A 21,088-nucleotide genomic window follows, 5' to 3' on the forward strand; every position below is an offset into this window, starting at 1 on the left:
GAGGGCGGCTGTCTCTCGGGACACATGAAGACAGGCAGCTCTGCCTGAGCGGTCGCTCGCGCGGGGGGCCCGTCATCGGGGACGAGCCCGGAAGCGAGGCGCGCACGAGCGATCATGATCTGTCTTTCCGGGCATGTCTCGAGAGACATGCCGGAGCGAGTCACTCGTCGTCCTCGCTGGTGCGGTAGGGGTCGGTCGCGCGCTCCTTGAGGCGGCCGGCGGTGCGCAGGGCCTCCTTGAGGACGAACTCGATCTGCCCGTTGATGCTGCGCAGGTCGTCGGCCGCCCAGCGCTCGAGAGCGGCGTGAGCTCGGGTCGATCCGCAGCAAGAAGCGCTTCTTCTCGACCATGGGGAGCTCACGAGTAGATGTTGCCGGTGTTGATCACCGGCTGGGCCTCGCGGTCGGCGACGAGGGCGACCAGGAGGTTGTTGACCATGGAGGCCTTGCGCTCCTCGTCGAGGCGGACGATGCCGTGCTCCTCGAGGCGGCGCAGGCCCATCTCGACCATGCTGACGGCGCCCTCGACGATCTGCCGGCGGGCGGCGACGACGGCCTCGGCCTGCTGGCGCCGCAGCATGGCCTGGGCGATCTCGGGGGCGTAGGCGAGGTGCGAGAGGCGACAGTCGACGACCTCGAGGCCGGCGACGTCGAGCCGGGCCTGGACCTCCTGCTGCAGGCCGGCGTTGATCTCGTCCTGGTGGCTGCGCAGGGCGACCTCGCCGTCGTGCGAGTCGTAGGGGAAGCGCGTGGCGACGGCGCGGATGGCCGTCTCGCTCTGGATGGCGACGAAGCCGCGGTATTCTCGACCTCGAGCAGGGCCTTGGCGCTGTCGGTGACGCGCCAGACGATCACCGCCGCGATCTCGATCGGGTTGCCGCGCGCGTCGTTGACCTTGAGCTTCTCGCTGTTGAAGTTGTGCACGCGCAAGCTGACGGGGTGCTTGGCGGCGAACGGGTTGGCGAAGTGATAACCGGCGCCCGCGACGGTGCCGACGTAGCGGCCGAAGAAGATCAGGACCCGCGATTCGTTGGGCTGGTTGACGAAGAAACCGCCGAGGGACAGCAGGAGGACCAGGCCGATGGCGATCGGCTGCCACGCCTGGGCGACCTGCTGGGTCCGGGCGATGTCGACGATCGTGCTGGCGCAGTAGCCGGCGAGGGCCAGCCAGGCGAGGAGAGCGATAAAACCATTGATCGAAAACGCGCTGCTGCTGGATCGAGGTCATTCGGGGCTCCGGGATGATGTTGAGATGATATCACTCTGATACTGGAGGCGCCACGGGAGTTTCAGCACAGTCGAGATGGGTCTGCCGATGGGAGCCGGGGCGATCCCCGGGAAGGCGAAGAGGATGGCCTGAAGGACAGGTGGTGTGCATCGAGCGAGCTCAGGGCGACCCGGCGCGGCTGACTCACACGACGGGTGATAAACGCGACTGCCGGTCGGCCGGGGTCGGGTCGTGAGGCGATGGCAGACTCGATGGGGATATCGGGGCCGTGCTGGACGGCTGGCCCGAGGGACAGGTTGTCGACGAGGAGGATGTCCCGAGGGGCAGATAGGTGGGTCGACGCGACAAGGTAGTGAGGCGAAGGTCGCGCCGGGTGGCTGACTCGAGGGACAGGTGAGGGGCGGCGGTGAAACTGGCCCGAGGGGCAGGTGAAGATCGCAGCCAAAATCTGTCCATTGGGACAGGTAAGTGCGGGGGCGAGATGGCCGCGCCGATGGAGCTCACTGCGCGGTGGAGGCGCTCGCGGGACAGGTGAGTGCGGGGACCAGAGGCCCGTGCCGATGGGGCTCACTGCGCGGCGGAGGCGCTCGCGGGACAGGTGAGTGCGGGGACCCGATGGCCGCGCCGATGGGGCTCACTGCGCGGCGGAGGCGGAGTCGCTCGCGGGACAGACGAGCGCGGGCGAGATGCCCGCGCCGACGGGGCTCACTGCGCGGCCGAGGCGGAGTCGCTCGCGGGTGGGGCGGGCGCGAGGGCGTGGCGCTGGAGCGCGAGGTGGAGGTCCTCGGGGCGGATCGGCTTGGTCAGGTAGTCGGTCATGCCGGCGGCCAGGCAGCGCTCGCGATCGTCGGCGCGGGCGTTGGCGGTGAGGGCGATGATCGGGACGGTGCAGCCGGTCTCGCGCAGGCGGGTGGTCGCCTCGTAGCCGTCCATGACCGGCATCTGACAGTCCATGAAGACGATGTCGGGGCGGTGGTCCTCGACGGCGGCGACGGCGGCCAGGCCGTTCTCGACGGGGATGACGGTGTGACCGGCGCGCTCGAGCAGGGCGAGGACGACGGTGCGGTTGATCCGGTTGTCGTCGGCCAGCACGATCTTGAGCCGGCGCCCGCTGGTGGCGCTGGAACCTGGCTTTCGGACAGGTCGTGCTCGCTGGCGACGGTGAGCGGGACCGCGGCGGTGAAGGTGGAGCCGCTGCCGGGCTGGCTCTCGACCTCGAGGCTGCCGCCCATGCCGCGGACCAGGGCGCGGCATATCGCCAGGCCGAGGCCGGTGCCGCCGAAGCGCCGGGTGGTCGAGGCGTCGGCCTGGACGAAGCTGTCGAAGATCCGCGGCAGCTGCTCGGCGGTGATGCCGATGCCGGTGTCCTGCACCCGCAGCTCGACCGTGGCCTCGTCGTGGAGCGTCGGGCCGACGCGGATCTCGATGCGCACCTCGCCGGCGGCGGTGAACTTCACGGCGTTGCTGACGAGGTTGGTGAGGACCTGGCGGATCCGCAGCGGATCGCCGAAGAACACCCGCGCCGCGCCCTCGGCGTAGGTGAGGCGCAGGACCACGCCCTTGTCGCGGGTGACGTAGCCGAACATGGCGATCACGTCCTCGGCGAGCTTGCGCAGGTCGAACGGCGAGCGCTCGAAGGTGAGGTGCCCGGCCTCGATCTTCGACATGTCGAGGATGTCGCCGAGCAGCGCCATGAGGCCCTCGGCGGCGCCGCGGATGGCGGTGAGGTAGGCCCGCTGCTCGTCGTTCAAGGACGTCTCGGCGAGCAGGGCGGTGGTGCCGAGGACGCCGGCGAGCGGGGTGCGGATCTCGTGGCTGATGTTGGCGATGAAATCGCTCTTGGCCCGGCTGACGGAGTCGATCTGTTGCCGCGACGCCTGCAGGACGATGCGCTCGGCGGTGAGGTCGTGGATGAGGCTGTCGCGGACCCGCAGGGCGTGGGCACACCACAGCAAGACGGCTCCCGCGGCGAATGCGCTGGCGGCGTGGAGGAGCGGCGCGCCGCCGACGAAGAGGACGACGGCCAGGCCCAGCCCGGCGACGCCGAGCACGAGCACGAGCAACGGAACGACACCACGGCGTGGGCTCGCGCGCTCGGGGCCCGCGGGTGCGGGCAGGGCGGAGACCCTGTCGCTCGACGCCGCCTCACGCATTGGGCCGTACGATATCCCATTCACGTGGTGGGAGCGGCGGCGCCGGCAGCTCCCCGAGGTCCATCCGCGACTCGGCCTGGGGCCCGCGAGCCTCGTTGAGAGGTTGGGAGACCCCGAATGCAGGCGAGCGCGGTCGGCCCGCCCGCCGTGGTCGCGGGTGTGAGCTGAACTTCGGGACAGGTGAGTGCGCGACGCAGACGCAGCCGGCGTGGCGAAAGCGCCCGCGCAGGCCGCTGCACGATCGGTGCTACCATCCCCCGGCGCATGACCGCGGCACCCCACTCCGAGGATGACAACCTGCCCGGCGGCCCGCCCGAGCTGCTGGGTGAATTCGGCGAATTCGGCGGGCGCTACGTGGCCGAGACCCTGATGCCGGCCGTCGAGGAGCTGGCTCGCGCCTGGCCGAAGGCCTGGGCCGACTACACCTTCGTCGACGAGTACCGGGCGATCCTCCGCGACTACGTCGGCCGGCCGACGCCGCTCACGGAGGCCCGCCGGCTGCCGGAGGCGGTCGGCGGCGGGCGGATCTTCCTCAAGCGCGAGGACCTGAACCACACCGGGGCGCACAAAATCAACAACTGCATCGGCCAGGTGCTGCTGGCCCGCCGGCTCGGCAAGACCCGCATCATCGCCGAGACCGGGGCCGGGCAGCACGGGGTGGCGACGGCCACCGCCTGCGCGTACTTCGGGATGCCGTGCACGGTGTACATGGGCGCGGAGGACGTGTCCCGCCAGGCGCTGAACGTGGTGCGCATGCGCCTGCTCGGGGCCGAGGTCCGGCCGGTGACGAGCGGCTCGGCGACCCTGAAGGATGCGATCAACGCGGCCCTGCGCGACTGGGTCGCCAGCGTGGCCGACACGCACTACGTGATCGGCAGCGTGATGGGGCCGGACCCGTACCCGCTGATGGTCCGCGAGCTGCAGCGGGTGATCGGCGACGAGGCGCGGGCGCAGATCCTCGACCGGATCGGGCGCCTGCCCGACGCGGCGGTGGCGTGCGTCGGCGGCGGCTCGAACGCGATGGGCCTGTTCGCGGCGTTCGTGCCCGACGCCGACGTCAAGCTGTTCGGGGTCGAGGCCACCGGCGAGGGCCTGCAGGGCCGCCACGCGGCGACCATGGCGAAGGGCCGGATCGGCGTGTTCCACGGGATGCGCAGCCTGGTCCTTCAGACAGACGACGGGCAGCTGCTCGAGGCCCACTCGATCTCGGCGGGGCTCGACTACCCGGGCATCGGCCCCGAGCACGCGCACCTGCACGCGACCGGGCGCGCGCGCTACCTCGGGATCTCCGACCGCGAGGCGCTGGCCGCCACCGAGCTGCTGGCCCGCACCGAGGGCATCATCCCGGCGCTCGAGACCGCGCACGCGATCGCGGCGCTGCCGGCGGTGATCCGCGAGCTCGGGCCCGAGGCGGTGGTGATCGTCAACGTGTCGGGCCGCGGCGACAAGGACATGCACACGGTGATGACCCACCTCGACCCGGCGACGCTGACCCTCATCGAGGAGGCCGAGCGCGGGCGCAAGGCGGCCCGCGCGGCCCACCAGGCGGCGGCGGGGCACGGAGGCGAGGAGGCGTTGATCGTCGACGGTCACGAGCTCCGCGCCGAGGGCAAGGAGGAGCATGAGCGCCGGAGTGGATCGCGTGACGGATGCGTTCGCCCGGGCGCGCGCGGAGAACCGCGCCGCCCTGGTCGGCTACCTGACCGGGTTCGACCCCGATCGCAACGGCTCGCTCGAGCGGATCTTCGCCGCCTGTGAGGGCGGGCTCGACGTGCTCGAGCTCGGGGTGCCGTTCAGCGACCCGACGGCCGACGGCCCGACGATCCAGGCGGCGATGACCCGCGCGCTGGCCAGCGGGGCGACGCTGTCGGGGGCGCTGGCGCTGGCGGCCGAGGTCCGGCGCCGCTTCGAGCTGCCGATCGTGCTGTTCTCATACGCGAACCCGCTGATCAGCTACGGGCCGGAGCGCCTGTCCCGAGAGACAGCCGAAGCCGGGGCCGACGCGCTGCTGGTGGTCGACCTGCCGCCCGAGCACGCCGAGGTGCTGCGCGGGCCGGCCAGCGCCCGCGGGCTCGGGTGGGTCGGCCTCGTCGCGCCGACGACCACGCCGGCCCGCCGCGCGCGCGTGCTGGCGGCCAGCAGCGGGTTCGTCTACGCGGTCAGCCTGACCGGCGTGACCGGGGCGCCGCTCGACCCGAGCGACCCGGCCCTGCACGCCGGGCTGGCGACGCTGCGCGGCGCGAGCTCGCTGCCGATCGTGGTCGGCTTCGGCGTGCGCAAGGCCGAGGATGTGCGCGCGCTGGCCGGGCACGCCGACGGGGTGGTGGTCGGCTCGGCGCTGGTCGAGGCCGGTCAGCGCGGGCCCGCGGCGCTCGGCGAGCTGGTGAAGTCGCTGCGCGGCGGGACCCTGCGGGCCTGACGGCGGGGACAGGTCCGAAGGAGCATGCTCGATAGGGCATGCTCCTTCGCGCATGTGCGCATGGGCATGTCCCCAGGGACATGTCCCGAAGCTCAGGGCTCGTCGAGGTCCTCGGTCGGGGCCGGGGCGGGCGGGGCCGCGGCGGTGCGCTCGAGGTGGACGAGCATGGCGGCGACCGACAGCATGGCCGGGGCGTCGGGGCTGATCGGCTCGGTGCCCCGCTCGCGCACCTCGAAGGCGCCGCCGTCGAAGAACACGCTGTTGAAGCGGCTGACCAGGTCCATCAGCGTCGTCTGGGCGCCGGTGCTGTCGAGCAAGGCGGTGACCTGGGCGCGGTCGCGCGTGCTGATGTAGATGAAGTCGTCGAACATCGGATCGCCGACCTTGAGATCCTTGCGGAACACCTTGATCTGGCGATCGAGGGTGCTCTCGCGGGCGAAGCTGGCGCGGAACGCCAGGCTGACGCGCGGGCGGGCGGTGATCGAGAAGTGATAGAAGGTGTAGAACTCGCTGCCGACGCGGTCGCGCGTCTGCCACTCGCGGGTCACGATCGTGTGGCCGCGCTCGCGCAGGGCGACCTCGGCGTGGCCTTCGGCGCAGCGCTCGCAGAAGTCGAGCTCGTAGTCGCGGCGGAGGCTGTCACTCGGGTGCGGAAGTTCGCAGAACGCACAGAGGGCGACGTCCACGTCCATGCCGGCACGGTATCAGGGCGGGACCAGCCAGTCGACGCGGGCGTCGCCGGGAAACTCGTCCTCGGCCAGGAGGGTCGCAAGCCGGGGCAGGAGCGCGCCGAGCACGGTGTCGGTCTGCCACGGCGCGCCGGCGAGGAGCAGCCCGGAGCCGCTGAGCACGGCGGGGTCCTCAGGCCTCGTGCGCAGCTCGACGCAGAGGACGTCGCGCAGGCCGGAGCGGAGCACGGCGGCGTGCAGCAGCGTGGCGGCGAGCGGGCCCTTGATCGGGTACCACAACGCGGTACAGGCCTGCGGCCAGCGCCGGCGCGCGAGCTCCACGCCGGCGAGGGCGGCGGCGAATTCGTCGGGCCGCTCGTAGGGCGGGTCGATGAGGACGAGGCCGCGACGCGGGGTCGGCGGCAGCAAGGCGGCGAGCGCCTCGTAGCCGTCGCGCTGGTGGACCGCGACCTGCGGGTCGCGTCGGGGGCCGTGCTCGGTGCGCACGCTGAACTCGTCGCGCAGCGCGGCGGCCTCGGCCGGCTGCAGCTCGCACAGGATCATGCGATCGTCGGGCCGCAAGACCGACCGGACCAGCCGCGGCGAGCCGGGGTAGGTGACGAGCGCGCCGCTGGTGTTGAGTTCGGCGACGCGCCCGAGGTAGTCGGCGACCTCCGGCGGCAGGTCCGCAGCGCCGCGGGCGGGCCAGAGTCGGGCGATGCCGCGCTGGAATTCGCGCGAACGCACGGCGCCGCCGTGGTCCAGCGCATAGCGGCCGCGGCCCGCGTGGGTGTCGACGTAACACAGCGGCACCGGCTTGAGCTGGAGACGGCGCAGGAGCTGCAGCAGGACGACGTGCTTGAACACGTCCGCGGCGTTGCCGGCGTGGAACTCGTGGCGGTAGTTCATGCGCCGGGGCGCGGCATAGCAGGCCCGGCCGGCGGTGAAAAGACCGTGACAGCGTCCGGCGGCGTGACCCGGCGCGGTCCCCGAGCGGCGTAAAACGGCGTATGGTAGCCGCGCCGATGCCCGAAGGCCGCTCCTCCGCTGCGCTCGCTGCCGCCTCGCTGCTGCTCCGGCGGCTCGGCAGCTTCCTGCTGCGGGTGCTCCGCCACCTCGGCAAGAACAAGGCGCTGCTGCTGGCCGGCGGGGTCGCCTACAACGCGCTGCTGTCGATCGTGCCGATGCTGGCGGTGGTGCTGGTGGCGCTGACCCACGTGTGGGACGTCGAGCAGCTGACCGAGATCATCAGCCACGAGCTCAACCTGCTGATCCCCAACCAGGCCGACGTGATCATCGGCGAGGTGGTGAACCTGCTCGACAACCGCGACCTGGTCGGCGGGATCGGGCTCGGGGTGATGCTGTTCTTCAGCACGTGGGCGTTCAAGATGCTCGAGGGCGCGCTGGCGGTGATCTTCGCCCGCAGCCGCGCCCGCCGCCAGCGCAGCTCTGGATGTCGGCGCTGCTGCCCTACATCTTCATCGTCGCCATCGCCGGCGGCCTGCTGGTGCTGACGATCCTGGTCGCGCTGCTCGAGCGCCTGGCCGAGGCCGAGGTGGTGCTGTTCGGCTATCAGCTGTCCCTCGGGTCAGGTCCGGCGTTCGTCCTCAAGCTGAGCGGCATCGTCACGCTGATCTTCATGTTCACCGCGGCCTACCGCGTCATGCCGATCACCGAGGTGTCGTGGCGCCGCGCCCTGACCGGCGGGGTGGCGGCGGCGCTGCTGTGGGACGTGCTGCGCCGGGCGCTGATGGTCTACTTCTCCAAGATCTCGCTGGTGAACGTGGTCTACGGCTCGCTGGCCACGGTCATCATCGCCCTTGACCCTCGAGATCGGCACGCTCATCATCCTGTTGGGCGCGCAGATCATCTCCGAGCTGCAGCACAGCGAGGAGGCCGGGCTGCCGTGGTACGAGGCGGCGCCCGAGAGCGAGACCATCGGGGTCAAGCAGGGCTGAGCGCGGACCTGCCCGCGAGGGCATGGGCTTCGGGACATGTCCGAACAACCACACAGGCTGGCGGTCGTGGTCGTCGCGGTGTGGCTGGCCGCCCAGGCGATCGCGCTGGTCCGCGGGCTCTTGCCGCTGCCGCCGCCGCTGGGGGCCCACCTGCCGTGGCGGATGTTCAGCGACCCGTCGCCGTTCGAGCGCACGCTGACGGCGGAGGGCCGGACGAGCGACGGGACGTGGGTGCCCATTCCGCTCGAGCGCTACTTCCGGCACACGCGCGGGGCCACGGGCGAGCGCGCGTACGAGTACAGCGCGATCGTGTTCGAGTCGGGGCACCTGCGCGAGCGGCAGGCGTTCGCCGCGTGGCTGGCGGCGCGCATGGCCGCGGACGGGCAGCCGATCGACAAGGTGCGGCTCGTCCGCGGCTGGGTCGATCTCCGCGACGGCTCGACGGGGGCGGCGACGATCGGGCAGTACAGGGTGGGCGGTGGCTGAGGCGACGGAGCTGCCGGTGTTCGCCAAGAAGGTCCGCGCGCGGCGCGGGCCGGGGCCGCTGGCGCGGTTCTTCTTCGCCGCCGAGGGGACGGCGCGGACGCAGCGGTTCGCGCGCGGCCTGGCCTTGTGGACAGGTGCGTACGCGCTGACGCAGTGGTCGCACCGCGAGGAGCTGTACAGCCGGCCGGTGCTGCGCGAGGGCTGGCTCGAGGCGTGGCTGGGCGGCTGGGTGCGCCGCCGGCGCTGGTGACGGGGCTGCTGGTGGTGCTGCTGGCGGCGGCGGCGACGGTGGCGGCCGGGCGCGGCGGCCGGGCGGGGCGAGTGACGGTCGCGGCGCTGTTCGGGCTGCTGGTGGGGCTCGAGGCGAGCCCGCCGCGGGCCTACGCGAAGCTGGCGGCGCTGCAGTGGCTGTTCGTGGCGCTGGCGCCGACGGGACCGCGAGGCCCGCGCTGGGCGGCACGCCTGCTGATGCTGCAGCTGTCGGCGGTGTACGTGTTCGCGGCGCTGTCGAAGCTGGTCGAAGGGACAGGCTGGTGGAGCGGCGAGGCGGTGGTGCTGGTGTTCCGCTCGGCACGTCAGGGCCAGCACCTGCTGTCGGCGTGGCTGTCGCTGACGCCGGGGCCGCTGGCGCAGATGCTGGCCTGGTCGACGATCGCGCTCGAGCTGGCGATCGGGTTCGGGCTGTGGTTCGCCCGCACGCGCAAGGTCGCCGCGCTGGCGCTGGTGCTGCTGCACGCGGGGATCGCGGCGTCGATGCGGGTGTCGCTGCTGTTCCACGCGCTGATGCTGCTGCACTTGCTGCTGTTCTTCGGGCGCCGCGGGGACGCGGACTGAGGGCAGGGTCCGGGCGCGAGCAGGGTGCGTCTGGCAGCGTCCGGATCACAGCCCGTTCCGGAACCTCGCCGCTCGCCGCGGAGCCGGCCGCTCGCCCACCGCGAACCTTCACCGCAGGCGCTGGAGGGGGCGGCCCGACCGAGCCGCTGGAGCGTCGAGGCGATGTGCTCGGGCACGTCTGCGGCGTTTCCCGCGTGGAAACCGTGGCGATAGTTCATGGGCCGGAGCGGGCATGGCGCGTGCGGTCGGCGGTGAAGAGCCCGTGGCAAGATCGCGCGGCATGCGATCGAGGACATGTTCGCGGCGACATGTCGTTTCATGCATGTGTCATCGGACATGTCCCTTGGTGTCGAGCATGTAGAGGACGACGTCCTGGCGGGGCAGGGCGACGCGGCGGGAGGCGAGGGCGCCGGCGAGCTCGGGGGCGAGCTGCAGCGGCTCGGGCGGCGGGGCCACGCGGCCGAGGCCGATCCAGGCCGGGTGGAGGTCGGTGCGACCGGCGATGAGGTCGACGGGCGCGGGCGCAGGCGTCGGCGCGGCGGGCGTTGGCAGCGCGACCGGGCGGAGCGACAGGACGAGGACGGCGGCCGCGGCGGCCAGACCGGCGCCCGCGAGCCACCAGGGCCAGCGCGCAGGGGCGGGCGCGTCCCGGCGAGCCCGCAGGCGCGCGAGGCCGCCAGGGGGTGGATCGAGGATGACGAACATGTCCTTCAGGTCATCTTCGGATTGCGGCTTCACGGCGGGGCTCCTGGGCTTGGAGGTGGCGACGGACGCGCTCGGCGGCGGCGTGGCGGCGCGAGCCGACGGTGCCGACGGGGATCCCGAGCGCCGCGGCGATGTCGGCGTACGGCAGCTCGGAGAGCTCGCAGAGGACGAGCACGCGGCGCAACTTCTCGGGCAAGGCGTCGACCGCGGCGCGCACGGCGGCGGCTCGCTCGGCGCCGAGGACGGCGAGGTCGGGCTGGGCTTCGGAGGTGGCGGGCGAGTCGTCGTCGAACGCGACGAAGCGACGCAGCGCCCGCCAGCGTCGACGGCTGGCCGCGAGGTTGACGGCGATCCGGTAGACGAAGGCGCCGGCGGTGTCGGGCCGCACGCGCGCGCGCCTGCCACAGCCGCGCGAAGGTCTCCTGGACGAGCTCGGCGGACTCGTCGCGGTCCCACAGCCAGCGGTAGACGACGTTGTACAGCGGGCGCTCCATCTCGAGGAAGAGCCGCTCGACGTCGCCGACCGTCAGGCCGAGCGTGGGGGCCGGGTCGGTCACACGCCCCCGGTCCGGAGCTGGCCGCGGACGATGTAGAACAAGGTCTTCGGGCCAGGTTGGGCCCTCGTGTCGCTCGACTCGAGGCCGGCTTGACCGACGACGAGGAGCTGACCCGGGTCGAGGTGGACGCGCGACTTGAGCTGGTTGCAGTCCTCGGCGCAGACACGGAGGTTGCTGCGTTCCTTCGTCTGCTGCGCGACGGCGATGTCGAGGTCGGCGACGAGGCGCCCGCCGACCTCGGAGACGATCTGGCGCGCACGCATGCGCGCGCCGTCGGCCTCGGCGCCGTCGTCGACGAGGGAGGAGAGGTGCATCGACTCGTGCAGGCGGAAGCGCATCGGGCCCTGGGAGGCGACGATCGCTTGTAAGGCGGGGGCGATGTCGGGGACGGTGTCGAGGCCCTCGGCGGCCTGGGCGGGCTCGCCGACGACGATCCAGTAGTCCAGCTCCGCGGTGCGCACGGGCGGGGCCTTGCTCGGATCGAGGCCGGCGATCAGGGCCGCGACGCCGTCCTGGATCCCCGGCGGGGCGACGACGACGAGGCGGCCGTCGGGCAAGCGCTCGACGGTGCCGAGCGGGGGCAGGTCCTTGCCGGACGAGAGGGCGCTGGCGAGGGCCTGCTCGATCGAGCGCGACTGCTCGGGCGGGACGGCGTAGGTGCGGAGGAGCGGCTCGTCGCTGGTGGCGGGCTCGGCGGCGACTGTCGGGGCCGGCAGGGCCGCGGGGACGGGCGCGGCCGGCGGGGTCTGGCAGGCGAACAGGAGGGGGAAGGCGAGGAGGAGGCGGTGGCTCGGGCGGGGCATGGGGCTCCGGGGTGGGGTCGATCGGGCTCTACGCGCGGGGCCGGCGAGCCTTCGAGAATTTTTTCGGGGTGGCGACGAATGCCGCGCTGGCTGCGCTTGGTGTCTCTGAGGACATGTCCTTGGAGGCATGCGTGGGGACGGTCGCGGCGTGGGCGTGGTATCACCGCGGCGATGCGCGAGCGAGACCGCCTGGAGGTGTTCGATGCCGGCTTCTTTCGCGTCGAGCGGGTGAGCCTCGAGGGCCGCGCGTCGCCGGTGACGCTGCTGCGGATGCCGGACTGGGTGATGGCGGTGGCGATCGACGGGGCGGGGCAGTTCGTGCTGGTCCGCCAGTATCGCTTCGGGATCGCGGCGGACACGGTGGAGCCCGCCGGCGGGCTGGTCGACGCGGGCGAGCCGCCGGAGCGCGCGGCGCTGCGAGAGCTGCGCGAAGAGACAGGTTACGCGGGGACCACGGCGGAGCCGCTGGGCTTCACGCACCCCAACCCGGTCCTGCAGGACAACCGCTGCCACTTCTTCCTGGTGCGCGGGGTCGTGCGCGTGGGGGCGCCGCACCTTGACGCGGAGGAGGTGGTGACGCCGGTGCTCATGGGGCGCGAGGCGGTCGAGTCGGCGCTGCGCGAGGGGCGATTCGCCCACGCGCTGGCCGAGCTGGCGCTGCGCCGGGCGCTGGCGGTGCTGTAGCCCGGCGGGCGGGCGGGTGAAGGGCATGTCCTTCTGGACATGTCGAGCCGCCCGCGCGGCGCACATGCCCTGGCGGACAGGTTCGAACCCCGTGTACGACGCATGTCCTTCGGGACACGTCGGCGCGGGAGGCCGAGCCTGTCCTGCAGGACAGGTCGGTGCGCGGCGTCGCCGGTGGTGACGCGGGCCGTCGCCCGTTCGGCGCGCGCCCGGCGGCGTCGAGGTTCGCCGGGCTCGCCGTTCGTGTGCGCCCGACGGGCGCGTCAGGCGGCCGATTCGGCCGTCGGGGGCTGCTTGCGGTAGGCGCGGATCTTGATGACCCGGCGCTCGTCGGCCTCGGCGACGTGGAAGGTCCAGCCCTCGGCTTCGACCTCCTCGCCGACCTGCGGGATGTACTCGAACTTGTGGAACAGGAAGCCCGAGAGCGTCTCGTAGTTGCCCTGGATCTCGTCGTCCAGATCGACCGCCAGGGTCTTCTCGACCTCGGACACGTTGATCATGGCGTCGAAGAGGTAGGTGCCGTCGCCGACGTCGCGGACCTGCTTCTCCTCCTCGGGCTCGTCGTTCTCGTCGTAGATCTCGCCGACCACCTCCTCGAGCGCGTCCTCGAGGGTGACGACGCCGGCGGTGCCGCCGAACTCGTCGACGACGATCGCCATGTGGGTCTTCTTCTTCTGGAACAGCGAGAACAGGTCGATGACCTTCATGTTCTCGGGGGCGAACACGGCCGGGCGGGCGACGCTGCCGAGGGTGACCTCGTCGAGGCGGTCGAGGTACTTGAGCACGTCGCCGACGTAGGCGATGCCGACGATCTTGTCGTTGGTGTCGCGGTAGATCGGGACGCGCGAGTACTGGTGTTCCTCGTTGATCGTCATGAAGCGGCGCAGCGAGAGGTTCTCCTCGAGCGCGATCATGTCGACGCGCGGGGTCATGATCGCGCGCACCGGCGTGTCCGACAGGTCGAACACGTTGTTGAGGAGCTCCTTCTCCTGCTCCTCGAGCACGCCCTCCTGGCGCGAGGCCGAGACGATCATCCGGATCTCCTCTTCGGAGTGGGCCGAGTGATGCCCGGGCACGGGCCGCAGGCCGAACATGCGCACGACGCCGTTGCCGGTGACGTTGAGCAGCCAGATGACCGGGCGGAACAGCGTCGTGAAGGCGATCATCGGCACGGCGATCGCCAGCGAGACCTGCTCGGCCCGCTGCAGCGCCAGCGACTTGGGCGCCAGCTCGCCGAACACGATGTGCAGCGCCGTCGACAGGCCGAAGGCCAGCGCGAACGAGATGGTCTTCACGTTGTCGGCGTGAACGCCCCACTCGAGCAGGCTCGGCGCGACGAGGTGCTCGATCGCGGGCTCGGCGATGAAGCCGATCAAGAGGCTCGCCATCGTGATGCCGAGCTGCGTGGCGGCGATGTAGAGGTCGAGGTCCTGCAGCACCTTGTGGGTCAGGCGCGCGAACGTGTTGCCTTCGTTGGCCAGCTGCTCGATCCGGGTGCGACGCACGCTGACGAGCGCGAACTCGGCCGCGACGAAGAATCCGTTCATCAAGACGAGGAAGAACAGCGAGACGAGTCGCAGGAGGTCGCTCATCGACTGTCGCTGCTCCTCGGCCCGTCCAATCGGCCGTGGGCCTTACTGGGGGGTCGCCCATAGGGTCCGCAGAGTGTAGCAAGCTTTGTCCGCGACGCGCGCCACCGTGCACGCCTGCGGCGGCGATCGCGCGAGGGCGACTGCGAGGCCGCAGAAGCGGCCCCAGAGGCGCTGCGCGGCCATGCGCGCGTGGTAGGCTACCCTGATGACCAGGCTCGGAGCGTCGGGGTTCGTCGTGCTTCTCACACTCGCGGGCTGCGTGACCGGCGAGCAAGGTGGGGAGTCCGAGACCGAGAGCCCCGGCGGCTCCGACGCGTCGGCGACGACGGGTGAGGCGCAGACCTCGTCGTCGGCGCCGACGACCAGCGGCACCACCGGCGAGGTCTCCGGCGAGTGCAGCGTGTGGACGCAAGACTGTCCCCCCGGCGCGAAGTGCGTGCCGTTCGACTCGACCGGCACGGGGGTCGTCGACGGCACGCGCTGCGTCGAGATCGCCAGCCCGGCCGGCAAGGCAGGCGATCCTTGTACCGCCGAGGGCGGGATCGTCGGCCTCGACGACTGCGACGCCGATCTGCTGTGCTGGTTGCTCGACGCCGACGGCCTCGGCACCTGCACGCCGATGTGCGGCGGCACGCCGGCCTCGCCGACGTGCGAGGGCGGGCTGGTGTGCGACGTGTCGACGGGCGGGCTCCTGCCGCTGTGCCTCACGACCTGCAACCCGCTGGCGCCGACCTGCCCGATCGGACAGATCTGCATCCCGAGCATGTCGATCGGCTTCGTCTGCGACGGCGACGTCAGCGGCGACGCCGGCTTCTATGGCGACCCGTGCGAGTTCCTCAACGTGTGCGACCCGGGCCTCCTGTGCGCGGCCGCCACGAACGTGCCGGGCTGCGACGCGCCGGGCTGCTGCACCGAGTTCTGCGACCTGTCGCTGGCGCAGTCGATGCCCGGCATGTGCTCGGGCGCGCCGGACCAGGAGTGCCTGCCGTTCTTCGATCAGGGGATGGCGCCGCCCGGGCTCGAAGACGTGGGCCTGTGCGGGATCAAGCAGTAGCGCCGTCGAAGATGTCGACGCCGCGGGCTCGCAGGGCGTCGACGGCCTCGCGCACCGGCATGCGCGGCAGCTGCAGCGCCTCGTGGACGATCGCCTCGAGCTCGTCGATGTCGCGGATCGGGGTGACCGTGGTGATGTTGTGGTGGGTGGTGACGAGCCGGTTGTTGTCGATCTCGAGCACGCGGCTGGCGAAGAAGCGGATGATCTTGAGCCGCCGCATCAGCGGGGCGTCGGTCGCGTGGGTGCGCTCGATGGCGGCGCCGAAGCCGTCGGGGGCCACCGGCGGCGGCTTGGCGACGTAGCTGTGGACGCGGGTGTTCTTGCGCAGGGTGACGACCTCGACGGCTTCGCGGTGCGAGGCGTGGCGATCGAGGGTGTAGCTGACGTCGCCGTGCGGGATCTGCAGCGGCAGCGAGTCGAGCGGGATCGGGTGGTAAAACGGCGCGCCGTGGCCGACGTCGACCAGGTGCAGCTGATCCTCGAAGCTCACTCGGCACACGGCGTGGGCCCGCGGGACGCCGCCGGCGTCGGCGGCCAGGAGCTCGACGTCGTAGTCGAGGAACTGCAGCAGCGCGGCGAAGTGGACGTTGAGCGCGTGGCAGGTGCCGCCGAGGTCCTGGTCGCCGATGCCGCGCAAGAACTCCTCGATCGGCGGGATCGCGTTCTTCGGCGCGTCGGCCGGGCGCAGCAGCTTGGACACGTTCTCGAACGGGATCTTGATGAGGTGGCTGCTGACGAGCTCGTGGAGCCCGGGGTCGCCGACCCACCCGAGGAGCCCGAGGTAGCGGCGGAACAGGTCGTCAGGACGGCTGGTCGTCATGGCAGCACGGGGCATGGTAGCAGCATCTCGGGCCCGCGGGCACGTCGCGGCGGGGCGGCCCTTTGCTAAACTCACCCCCCTCGCACGGGCCGCCGCCCGCGACCGAAGGCTTTTGGACATGAGCGCCTCCCAGACCTCCGCCCCTTCCTCTCCTCGTCCCGCGGGCCCCGACGGGGCCGCCTCGCCGCGCCGGCTGCTCGAGAAGCTGAGCCCCGTCAGCGGCGCCCGGCTGGGCGACTTCCCCGTGGCCGACGAGGCCGAGGTCCGCGCCGCGGTGGCCCGGGCCCGGGCGGCCTTCCCCGAGTGGCGCGACACGCCGCTGGCGAGCCGCATCGAGGTCCTGGGCCGCGTCAAGCAGGTCCTCGCCGAGCAGGGCGAGCACTACGCCCGCAAGATCAGCGAAGACACCGGCAAGCCGACGTTCGAGGCGACGATGATGGAGATCGGCGCGGTCCCGCTGCTGCTCGATTACATGCTGCGCCGCGCGCCGGTGCTGCTGCGGCGCCAGAAGGTGTCGACGCCGATCGTCCTGCCCGGCAAGTCGGGCTTCATCGAGCACTTCCCGCGCGGGGTCATCGGCATCATCTCGCCGTGGAACTTCCCGTTCCAGCTGGCGGTGGTGCCGGTGCTGTCGGCGCTGATCGGCGGCAACACCGTGGTGCTGAAGCAGTCGGAGATCACGCCGATCGTGGCCGGCGTGGTCGAGGACCTGTTCCGCCGGATCGGCCTGCCCGCAGGGGTGGTGGAGATCGTCCACGGCGACGGCTCGACGGGCGCGGCGCTGACCCGGGCCGAGGTCGACATGCTGTTCTTCACCGGCTCGGTGGCGACCGGCCGCAAAGTGATGGCGGCGGCCGCCCAGCGCCCGATCCCGGTCGAGCTCGAGCTCGGCGGCAAGGACGCGATGATCGTGTGCGCCGACGCCAACCTCGAGCGCGCGGCGGAGGCCGCGGTGTGGGGCGGGCTCGTCAACTGCGGTCAGGCCTGCGTGTCGGTCGAGCGCATCTTCGTGGTCGACGCGATCCACGACCGCTTCGTCGAGAAGGTGCGCGAGAAGGTGTCCAGGGTGACCGTGGGCGGGCCCGACGAGCAGGCCGACATGGGGCCGCTGACGTCGAGCGCGCAGCTCGGGATCGTCGAGCGCCACGTGAACGCGGCGGTGGCGGCGGGGGCGAAGGTGGTGTTCGGGGGCGAGAAGCTGCAGCGCCCGGGCCAGTTCTTCGCGCCTACGCTGCTGACGGGGGTGACGCCGGAGATGGAGATCTTCCGCGAAGAGACGTTCGGGCCGGTGCTGCCGGTGATCCGCGTGCGCGACGAGGACGAGGCGGTGCGCCTGGCCAACGCCAGCGAGTTCGGGCTGGCCGGCAGCGTGTGGACGCAGGACATCGACAAGGGGCTGCGCCTGGCCTCGCGCATGGAGTGCGGGCAGGTGTCGGTGAACGACGTGATCCAGTCGGTGGGCCACCCGGCGCTGCCGTTCGGCGGGGTTCGCTCGTCGGGGATCGGCCGCTACCACGGCGACGCGGGCATCCTCGCGTTCATGAACACCCGCGGCATCATGGTCGACCGCGGGTTCCTGAACAGCGAACCGCTGTGGTTCCCGTACGCCGGCAAGGTGTCGCACGGCTTCGAGCTGCTGAAGGGGATCACGACCCGCAGCCTGGGCAGCCTGGTGAAGGGCTTCCTCGGCCTCCGCAAGAAGATGACGCGTCCGAAGTGACAGGCGGGCGGGCCGGCCGCCTGTCCCGGAAGACAGGTTGGCGGGGCGGCGAGTGGGCCGCGAGCGGGCCGCGGCGGTTGAACAAGCCGGGCCCGCCGGGTACCTTCGCCGGCGATGGCGTCAGGTCCACCGTCCGGGGCGAAGAAGGAGCAATGGGGCACGCGCGTCGGCCTGGTGCTGGCGGTCGCCGGCAACGCCGTGGGCCTCGGCAATTTCCTCCGCTTCCCGGCCCAGGCGGCCCAGAACGGCGGCGGCGCGTTCCTGGTGCCGTACCTGATCTCGTTCGTGCTGATGGGCCTGCCGCTTTTGTGGGTCGAGTGGGCCATCGGCCGCCACGGCGGGCAGTACGGCCACCACAGCTCGCCGGGGATGTTCGCCCGCCTCGGCCGCGCGCGCTGGCTCAAGTACGTCGGCGTGTTCGGCCTGTTCACCAACCTGACGGTGGCGGCCTACTACTGTTACATCGAGTCGTGGACGCTGGCGTACGTGTGGCACTCGCTGCGCGGGACGTTCGAGGCGACGCCGCCGACGACGTTCTTCCCCGAGTACCTCGGCACCACCAACTCCGACATCGCCGCGATCCCGTACGAGGCGGCGGGGTTCTTCCTCGCCACGCTGACGCTCAACGTGTGGCTGCTGTCGCGCGGGCTGGTCCGCGGGGTCGAGCTGGCGGCCAAGATCGGGATGCCGCTGCTGCTCGGCTTCGGCGCGGTGCTGGCGATCAAGGGCCTGCTCCTCGGGACAGGTGACCCGGGGGTGGTCGAGAGCCCGCTGGTCGGCCTCAACTTCGTGTGGGAGCCGCAAGCGTCGGGCCTGTTCAACCCGAGCACGTGGCTGGCGGCGGCCGGGCAGATCTTCTTCACCCTGTCGGTCGGGATGGGCTCGATCCACTGCTACGCGGCGTACCTGCGCGAGCGCGACGACATCGCCCTCAACGCGACGACGGCCGGCACGGTCAACGAGTTCGTCGAGGTCATCCTCGGCGGGTCGATCTTGATCCCGATCGCCACGGCCTACCTCGGCCTGGCGGCGGTGCAGGCGGCCACCGCGGGCGGCTCGGGCTTCGGCCTCGGGTTCTTGACGCTGCCGACGCTGTTCAATCAATGGGGCTGGTTCGGGCCGATCGCAGGGGCGATGTGGTTCGGGCTGCTGTTCTTCGCCGGCATCACGTCGTCGCTGGCGATGGGCCAGCCGGTGCTGGCGTTCCTGCAGGACGAGTTCAAGGTGAAGCGCGAGAAGGCGGCGCTGGGCTTCGGCCTGGCGACGCTGCTGCTCGGCGGGCTGGTGGTGGTGCTGTACCCGGGCGGGACGTTCGACGAGTTCGACTTCTGGACCGGGACGTTCTCGCTCATCGTGTTCGCGCTGGCCGAGGTGCTGATCTTCGGCTGGATCTTCGGCATCGACCGCGGCTGGGCCGAGCTCAACAAGGGCGCCGACCTGCGCCTGCCGAGCTTCTACAAGTACGTCATCAAGTACGTGACGCCGCTGTTCATCCTGGTCGTGCTGTTCGGGGCGCTCGTCAAGCCGAGCGTCGGCTGGAGCGAGGCGGCGTCGCAGCTGATGAGCACCGGAGCTGGCCGTTCGCGGTCGACAGCGTGCTCGGCAAGCTGCTCCACGTCGGCGAGACCGGCGGCTACTTCGACGCGAGCGGCAAGATCACGCCGATGTTCGTCAAGGACCTGACGCGCGTGATCCTGCTGACGGTGTTCGCGATGATCGCGGCGCTGGTGTGGCGGGCGTTCCGCGGCCGCAACATCGAGGCGAGCACGCGGCGCCCGGACGAGCAAGAAGGAGGTGCGTCGTGAGCACGAGCGCGTGGATCATGCTGAGCTGCACGTGGCTGCTGGTCGGGGGCTTTGCGATCTACTTGATCGCCAAGGTGCTGCGCACGCCGCCGCGGCCGTAGACAGGGCGCTGGAGGGCGCTTCTCGGCCGTTCGGGGCTGGTCGGCCTGGCGCTCACGTTGTCGTCGCCGGCGCCGTGAGCGGTCCGCGGCGGGTCAGACGGCGCCGGCAGGTCGCAGGCGCGAGAGCAGCAGGATCGACTTGCCGGGGCGGGTGGCGAGCGCCTGTTCGAAGGGACAGGCGGCCTGGTCGAAGGGGCAGGCGAAGCCCGCCGGGATCGCGCCGCGGGCGAGGGCGAGGCGGGCCTGCGGGTGGGCGCGGCAGATGTGGAAGGTCCGCTCGACGAGGAAGAACTGGACGCCCGTGTTGCTGATGAACTCGCACAGCTCCTGCTTCCACATCGCAGTCTCGGGCGCGTTCTCGGGGTCGACGTACATGCCGTGGAGCTCGATCGGGAGCTCGTGCCACTCGGTCTTGCCGTCGACGATGGTGGCGTAAAAGGCGGTGTCCTCGGCGCGCTGATCGTAGAGGACGGTGAACTCGGCCCGCGCGGCGTCGTCGAGGCCGGCCCACCAGGCCTCGATGGTGGCCAGGTGCTCGCGCGACAGGAGGCGCGTGGCTTCGGCGGGCAGGTCCATCGCGGGTCTCAGGGGCCGAAGACGGTGCAGATGAAGGGGCCGGAGTTCGGCAGGAGGCTGGCGGCGCACATCTTGGCCCACTCCTCGGGGCCGAGCGTGCCGGAGAGCAGGCCCATGCAGTGCTCGCCGTTCTCGCTGCAGGGGAAGTCGCCGGGCTCGCAGGTCAGGAGCGGGAAGATGGTCTGGTAGGCCTGCTTGAGCTCGGGGTCGGCGCCGGGGCACATGTAGACGCCGTCGCAGTGGGTGCCCTGGGTGATGGGCGGCTTGGCCAGGCCGGCGCCGTCGAACTTGTCGGGGTTGCAGTGATCGGCGGCGGCGCAGCTCAGCGCGCAGGCAGCGGCGCTGGGGAAGAACTTGTCGCAGTCGGGGGCGCAGCTGCAGCCGGAGCGCAAGGTGCACTCGGTGCCGTCGAAGGCGAAGCCGAGGACCGCCGCGCACTCGCCGTAGTCGCCGGTGGCCGGGGCGCACTGCGGGTCGACCGCGCCGGTGTCGTCGGTGGTCGCGGTTGCGGTGCTCGAAGTGGTGGAGGTCGCGGGCTCGGTGGTGGAGGTCGCGGGCCCGGTGGTGGAGGTCGCGGGCTCGGTGGTCGCGGTCGTCGAGGTCGAGGTCGTCGGCGCGGAGGTCATGCCGCCGGTGGCGGTGCCGCCGGTGGTGGTGGTGAGGTCGCCGGTCGGCGCGGTGGTGCCGGGGCTGGTGCTCGTGGTGGTCGTGGCCGTGCCGGTGCTGACGGTCGTCTCGGTCGTGCCGGGCTCGCCGTTGCAGGCGAGCAGGGCGGCGAGGGCGACTGCGAAGTCAAGCGAGCGCATGGCCAGGAGCGTAGGGCGGACCGGGGCGCGTCGCAAGCGCAGGGCGGGGGCCGGGGGCCGGACGGCGCGCCGACTACCGGGTCCGCTCGCGTCGAGCGGTGAGGGCGAACCGCGGCGGCG

General features: G+C 71.8%; 22 protein-coding genes and 5 pseudogenes. 13 read left to right on the forward strand and 14 right to left on the reverse strand.

The window, feature by feature from the left end:
- Positions 1–160: 160 nt before the first annotated feature.
- The 4 genes and pseudogenes from OV079_RS09945 to OV079_RS09965 all read right to left on the reverse strand — a co-directional run.
- Positions 161–361, reverse strand: coding sequence for a type II toxin-antitoxin system antitoxin (locus tag OV079_RS09945; protein WP_267767776.1), 201 nt, complete (start codon positions 359–361; stop codon positions 161–163).
- A pseudogene (locus OV079_RS57555) lies at positions 358–1,196 on the reverse strand (SPFH domain-containing protein). The gene OV079_RS09945 and the pseudogene OV079_RS57555 overlap by 4 nt, the downstream one beginning before the upstream one ends.
- Positions 1,197–2,052: 856 nt before the next feature.
- Positions 2,053–2,481 (reverse strand): annotated as a pseudogene (locus OV079_RS57560) (response regulator); the annotation flags it as partial.
- Positions 2,400–3,380 (reverse strand): annotated as a pseudogene (locus OV079_RS09965) (sensor histidine kinase); the annotation flags it as partial. The pseudogenes OV079_RS57560 and OV079_RS09965, both read right to left, overlap by 82 nt.
- A gap of 264 nt (positions 3,381–3,644) precedes the next feature.
- On the opposite strand from OV079_RS09965, the gene trpB reads away from it, so the two are divergent.
- Both trpB and trpA read left to right on the forward strand, forming a co-directional pair.
- A complete protein-coding gene (gene trpB / locus OV079_RS09970; protein WP_276602658.1) occupies positions 3,645–5,138 on the forward strand; it encodes a tryptophan synthase subunit beta in 1,494 nt (497 codons plus the stop codon).
- Entirely contained in the window at positions 5,023–5,799 is a 777-nt protein-coding gene (gene trpA / locus OV079_RS09975; protein ID WP_267767784.1) for a tryptophan synthase subunit alpha, read from the forward strand. The genes trpB and trpA overlap by 116 nt, the downstream gene beginning before the upstream one ends.
- 92 nt (positions 5,800–5,891) lie before the next feature.
- Here the strand turns inward: trpA and OV079_RS09980 are convergent, their stop codons facing one another.
- Together OV079_RS09980 and OV079_RS09985 are read right to left on the reverse strand one after the other, a co-directional pair.
- On the reverse strand, positions 5,892–6,491 hold the full coding sequence (locus tag OV079_RS09980; protein WP_267767786.1) for a hypothetical protein: 600 nt from the start codon (positions 6,489–6,491) through the stop codon (positions 5,892–5,894).
- Positions 6,492–6,503: 12 nt separating this feature from the next.
- Entirely contained in the window at positions 6,504–7,376 is an 873-nt protein-coding gene (locus tag OV079_RS09985) for a 23S rRNA (adenine(2030)-N(6))-methyltransferase RlmJ (RefSeq protein WP_267767787.1), read from the reverse strand.
- A gap of 116 nt (positions 7,377–7,492) precedes the next feature.
- On the opposite strand from OV079_RS09985, the gene OV079_RS09990 reads away from it, so the two are divergent.
- From OV079_RS09990 to OV079_RS10010, 6 genes and pseudogenes are all read left to right on the forward strand, one after another.
- Positions 7,493–7,981 (forward strand): YhjD/YihY/BrkB family envelope integrity protein, encoded by a 489-nt coding sequence (locus tag OV079_RS09990; RefSeq protein ID WP_267767788.1) that lies wholly within the window; start codon positions 7,493–7,495, stop codon positions 7,979–7,981.
- Positions 7,921–8,229 (forward strand): annotated as a pseudogene (locus tag OV079_RS57565) (YhjD/YihY/BrkB family envelope integrity protein); the annotation flags it as partial. The gene OV079_RS09990 and the pseudogene OV079_RS57565, both read left to right, overlap by 61 nt.
- 58 nt (positions 8,230–8,287) lie before the next feature.
- A complete protein-coding gene (locus OV079_RS09995; protein WP_267767790.1) occupies positions 8,288–8,425 on the forward strand; it encodes a hypothetical protein in 138 nt (45 codons plus the stop codon).
- Between the two features lie 36 nt (positions 8,426–8,461).
- Positions 8,462–8,911: a hypothetical protein gene (locus tag OV079_RS10000; RefSeq protein ID WP_267767792.1), complete on the forward strand. Its 450-nt coding sequence runs from the start codon at positions 8,462–8,464 to the stop codon at positions 8,909–8,911.
- Positions 8,904–9,161, forward strand: a complete 258-nt coding sequence (locus tag OV079_RS10005; RefSeq protein ID WP_267767794.1) for a hypothetical protein — start codon at positions 8,904–8,906, stop codon at positions 9,159–9,161. The genes OV079_RS10000 and OV079_RS10005 overlap by 8 nt, the downstream gene beginning before the upstream one ends.
- Complete coding sequence (locus OV079_RS10010; RefSeq protein ID WP_267767795.1) at positions 9,125–9,745, forward strand: HTTM domain-containing protein; 621 nt, start codon at positions 9,125–9,127, stop codon at positions 9,743–9,745. Before OV079_RS10005 ends, OV079_RS10010 begins: the two co-directional genes overlap by 37 nt.
- 327 nt (positions 9,746–10,072) lie before the next feature.
- Here OV079_RS10010 and OV079_RS10015 read toward each other — a convergent pair whose 3' ends face one another.
- The 4 genes and pseudogenes from OV079_RS10015 to OV079_RS10025 all read right to left on the reverse strand — a co-directional run bounded on the left by OV079_RS10015 (position 10,073) and on the right by OV079_RS10025 (position 11,810).
- Positions 10,073–10,483, reverse strand: coding sequence for a hypothetical protein (locus OV079_RS10015; RefSeq protein WP_267767796.1), 411 nt, complete (start codon positions 10,481–10,483; stop codon positions 10,073–10,075).
- Positions 10,461–10,838 (reverse strand): RNA polymerase sigma factor, encoded by a 378-nt coding sequence (locus OV079_RS10020; RefSeq protein WP_267767797.1) that lies wholly within the window; start codon positions 10,836–10,838, stop codon positions 10,461–10,463. Before OV079_RS10020 ends, OV079_RS10015 begins: the two co-directional genes overlap by 23 nt.
- Before the next feature lie 52 nt (positions 10,839–10,890).
- Positions 10,891–10,944 (reverse strand): annotated as a pseudogene (locus OV079_RS57570) (hypothetical protein); the annotation flags it as partial.
- A 59-nt stretch (positions 10,945–11,003) separates the two neighbouring features.
- The gene (locus OV079_RS10025) at positions 11,004–11,810 is read right to left on the reverse strand and encodes a hypothetical protein (RefSeq protein ID WP_267767798.1); all 807 of its coding nucleotides are present in this window, start codon (positions 11,808–11,810) and stop codon (positions 11,004–11,006) included.
- A gap of 171 nt (positions 11,811–11,981) precedes the next feature.
- On the opposite strand from OV079_RS10025, the gene OV079_RS10030 reads away from it, so the two are divergent.
- Positions 11,982–12,494: an NUDIX hydrolase gene (locus tag OV079_RS10030; protein ID WP_267767799.1), complete on the forward strand. Its 513-nt coding sequence runs from the start codon at positions 11,982–11,984 to the stop codon at positions 12,492–12,494.
- A 263-nt stretch (positions 12,495–12,757) separates the two neighbouring features.
- On the opposite strand, the gene OV079_RS10035 is transcribed toward OV079_RS10030, so the two are convergent.
- Positions 12,758–14,086, reverse strand: a complete 1,329-nt coding sequence (locus OV079_RS10035) for a hemolysin family protein (protein ID WP_267767800.1) — start codon at positions 14,084–14,086, stop codon at positions 12,758–12,760.
- Positions 14,087–14,291: 205 nt separating this feature from the next.
- Between OV079_RS10035 and OV079_RS10040 the strand changes: the two genes are divergently transcribed.
- Entirely contained in the window at positions 14,292–15,140 is an 849-nt protein-coding gene (locus OV079_RS10040; protein WP_267767802.1) for a ribulose phosphate epimerase, read from the forward strand.
- Here the strand turns inward: OV079_RS10040 and OV079_RS10045 are convergent.
- On the reverse strand, positions 15,130–15,975 hold the full coding sequence (locus OV079_RS10045) for an arylamine N-acetyltransferase (protein ID WP_267767803.1): 846 nt from the start codon (positions 15,973–15,975) through the stop codon (positions 15,130–15,132). The two genes, OV079_RS10040 and OV079_RS10045, sit on opposite strands and share 11 nt — an antisense overlap.
- A gap of 103 nt (positions 15,976–16,078) precedes the next feature.
- On the opposite strand from OV079_RS10045, the gene OV079_RS10050 reads away from it, so the two are divergent.
- The 3 genes from OV079_RS10050 (at position 16,079) to OV079_RS10060 (ending at position 19,485) form a co-directional block, all read left to right on the forward strand.
- Positions 16,079–17,680, forward strand: a complete 1,602-nt coding sequence (locus OV079_RS10050; protein WP_267767805.1) for an aldehyde dehydrogenase family protein — start codon at positions 16,079–16,081, stop codon at positions 17,678–17,680.
- 114 nt (positions 17,681–17,794) lie between these two features.
- Positions 17,795–19,363, forward strand: a complete 1,569-nt coding sequence (locus OV079_RS10055; protein WP_267767806.1) for a sodium-dependent transporter — start codon at positions 17,795–17,797, stop codon at positions 19,361–19,363.
- A complete protein-coding gene (locus OV079_RS10060) occupies positions 19,345–19,485 on the forward strand; it encodes a hypothetical protein (RefSeq protein ID WP_267767808.1) in 141 nt (46 codons plus the stop codon). Before OV079_RS10055 ends, OV079_RS10060 begins: the two co-directional genes overlap by 19 nt.
- A 194-nt stretch (positions 19,486–19,679) precedes the next feature.
- Here OV079_RS10060 and OV079_RS10065 read toward each other — a convergent pair whose 3' ends face one another.
- Both OV079_RS10065 and OV079_RS10070 read right to left on the reverse strand, forming a co-directional pair.
- A complete protein-coding gene (locus tag OV079_RS10065; protein WP_267767809.1) occupies positions 19,680–20,162 on the reverse strand; it encodes a hypothetical protein in 483 nt (160 codons plus the stop codon).
- Between the two features lie 8 nt (positions 20,163–20,170).
- The gene (locus tag OV079_RS10070; protein ID WP_267767811.1) at positions 20,171–20,968 is read right to left on the reverse strand and encodes a hypothetical protein; all 798 of its coding nucleotides are present in this window, start codon (positions 20,966–20,968) and stop codon (positions 20,171–20,173) included.
- Between the last annotated feature and the right edge of the window lie 120 nt (positions 20,969–21,088).

Origin of the sequence: Nannocystis pusilla (assembly GCF_026626665.1) — a bacterium.
In the GTDB taxonomy this organism is placed as follows: domain Bacteria; phylum Myxococcota_A; class Polyangia; order Nannocystales; family Nannocystaceae; genus Nannocystis; species Nannocystis pusilla.

Coding starts and splice junctions, on each gene's coding strand:
- trpB (WP_276602658.1), top strand. CDS start 3,645: ATGACCGCGGCACCCCACTCCGAGGATGACAACCTGCCCGGCGGCCCG.
- OV079_RS09980 (WP_267767786.1), bottom strand. CDS start 6,491: ATGGACGTGGACGTCGCCCTCTGTGCGTTCTGCGAACTTCCGCACCCG.
- OV079_RS09985 (WP_267767787.1), bottom strand. CDS start 7,376: ATGAACTACCGCCACGAGTTCCACGCCGGCAACGCCGCGGACGTGTTC.
- OV079_RS09990 (WP_267767788.1), top strand. CDS start 7,493: ATGCCCGAAGGCCGCTCCTCCGCTGCGCTCGCTGCCGCCTCGCTGCTG.
- OV079_RS10000 (WP_267767792.1), top strand. CDS start 8,462: ATGTCCGAACAACCACACAGGCTGGCGGTCGTGGTCGTCGCGGTGTGG.
- OV079_RS10025 (WP_267767798.1), bottom strand. CDS start 11,810: ATGCCCCGCCCGAGCCACCGCCTCCTCCTCGCCTTCCCCCTCCTGTTC.
- OV079_RS10030 (WP_267767799.1), top strand. CDS start 11,982: ATGCGCGAGCGAGACCGCCTGGAGGTGTTCGATGCCGGCTTCTTTCGC.
- OV079_RS10035 (WP_267767800.1), bottom strand. CDS start 14,086: ATGAGCGACCTCCTGCGACTCGTCTCGCTGTTCTTCCTCGTCTTGATG.
- OV079_RS10040 (WP_267767802.1), top strand. CDS start 14,292: ATGACCAGGCTCGGAGCGTCGGGGTTCGTCGTGCTTCTCACACTCGCG.
- OV079_RS10045 (WP_267767803.1), bottom strand. CDS start 15,975: ATGCCCCGTGCTGCCATGACGACCAGCCGTCCTGACGACCTGTTCCGC.
- OV079_RS10050 (WP_267767805.1), top strand. CDS start 16,079: ATGAGCGCCTCCCAGACCTCCGCCCCTTCCTCTCCTCGTCCCGCGGGC.
- OV079_RS10055 (WP_267767806.1), top strand. CDS start 17,795: ATGGCGTCAGGTCCACCGTCCGGGGCGAAGAAGGAGCAATGGGGCACG.
- OV079_RS10060 (WP_267767808.1), top strand. CDS start 19,345: ATGTTCGTCAAGGACCTGACGCGCGTGATCCTGCTGACGGTGTTCGCG.
- OV079_RS10065 (WP_267767809.1), bottom strand. CDS start 20,162: ATGGACCTGCCCGCCGAAGCCACGCGCCTCCTGTCGCGCGAGCACCTG.
- OV079_RS10070 (WP_267767811.1), bottom strand. CDS start 20,968: ATGCGCTCGCTTGACTTCGCAGTCGCCCTCGCCGCCCTGCTCGCCTGC.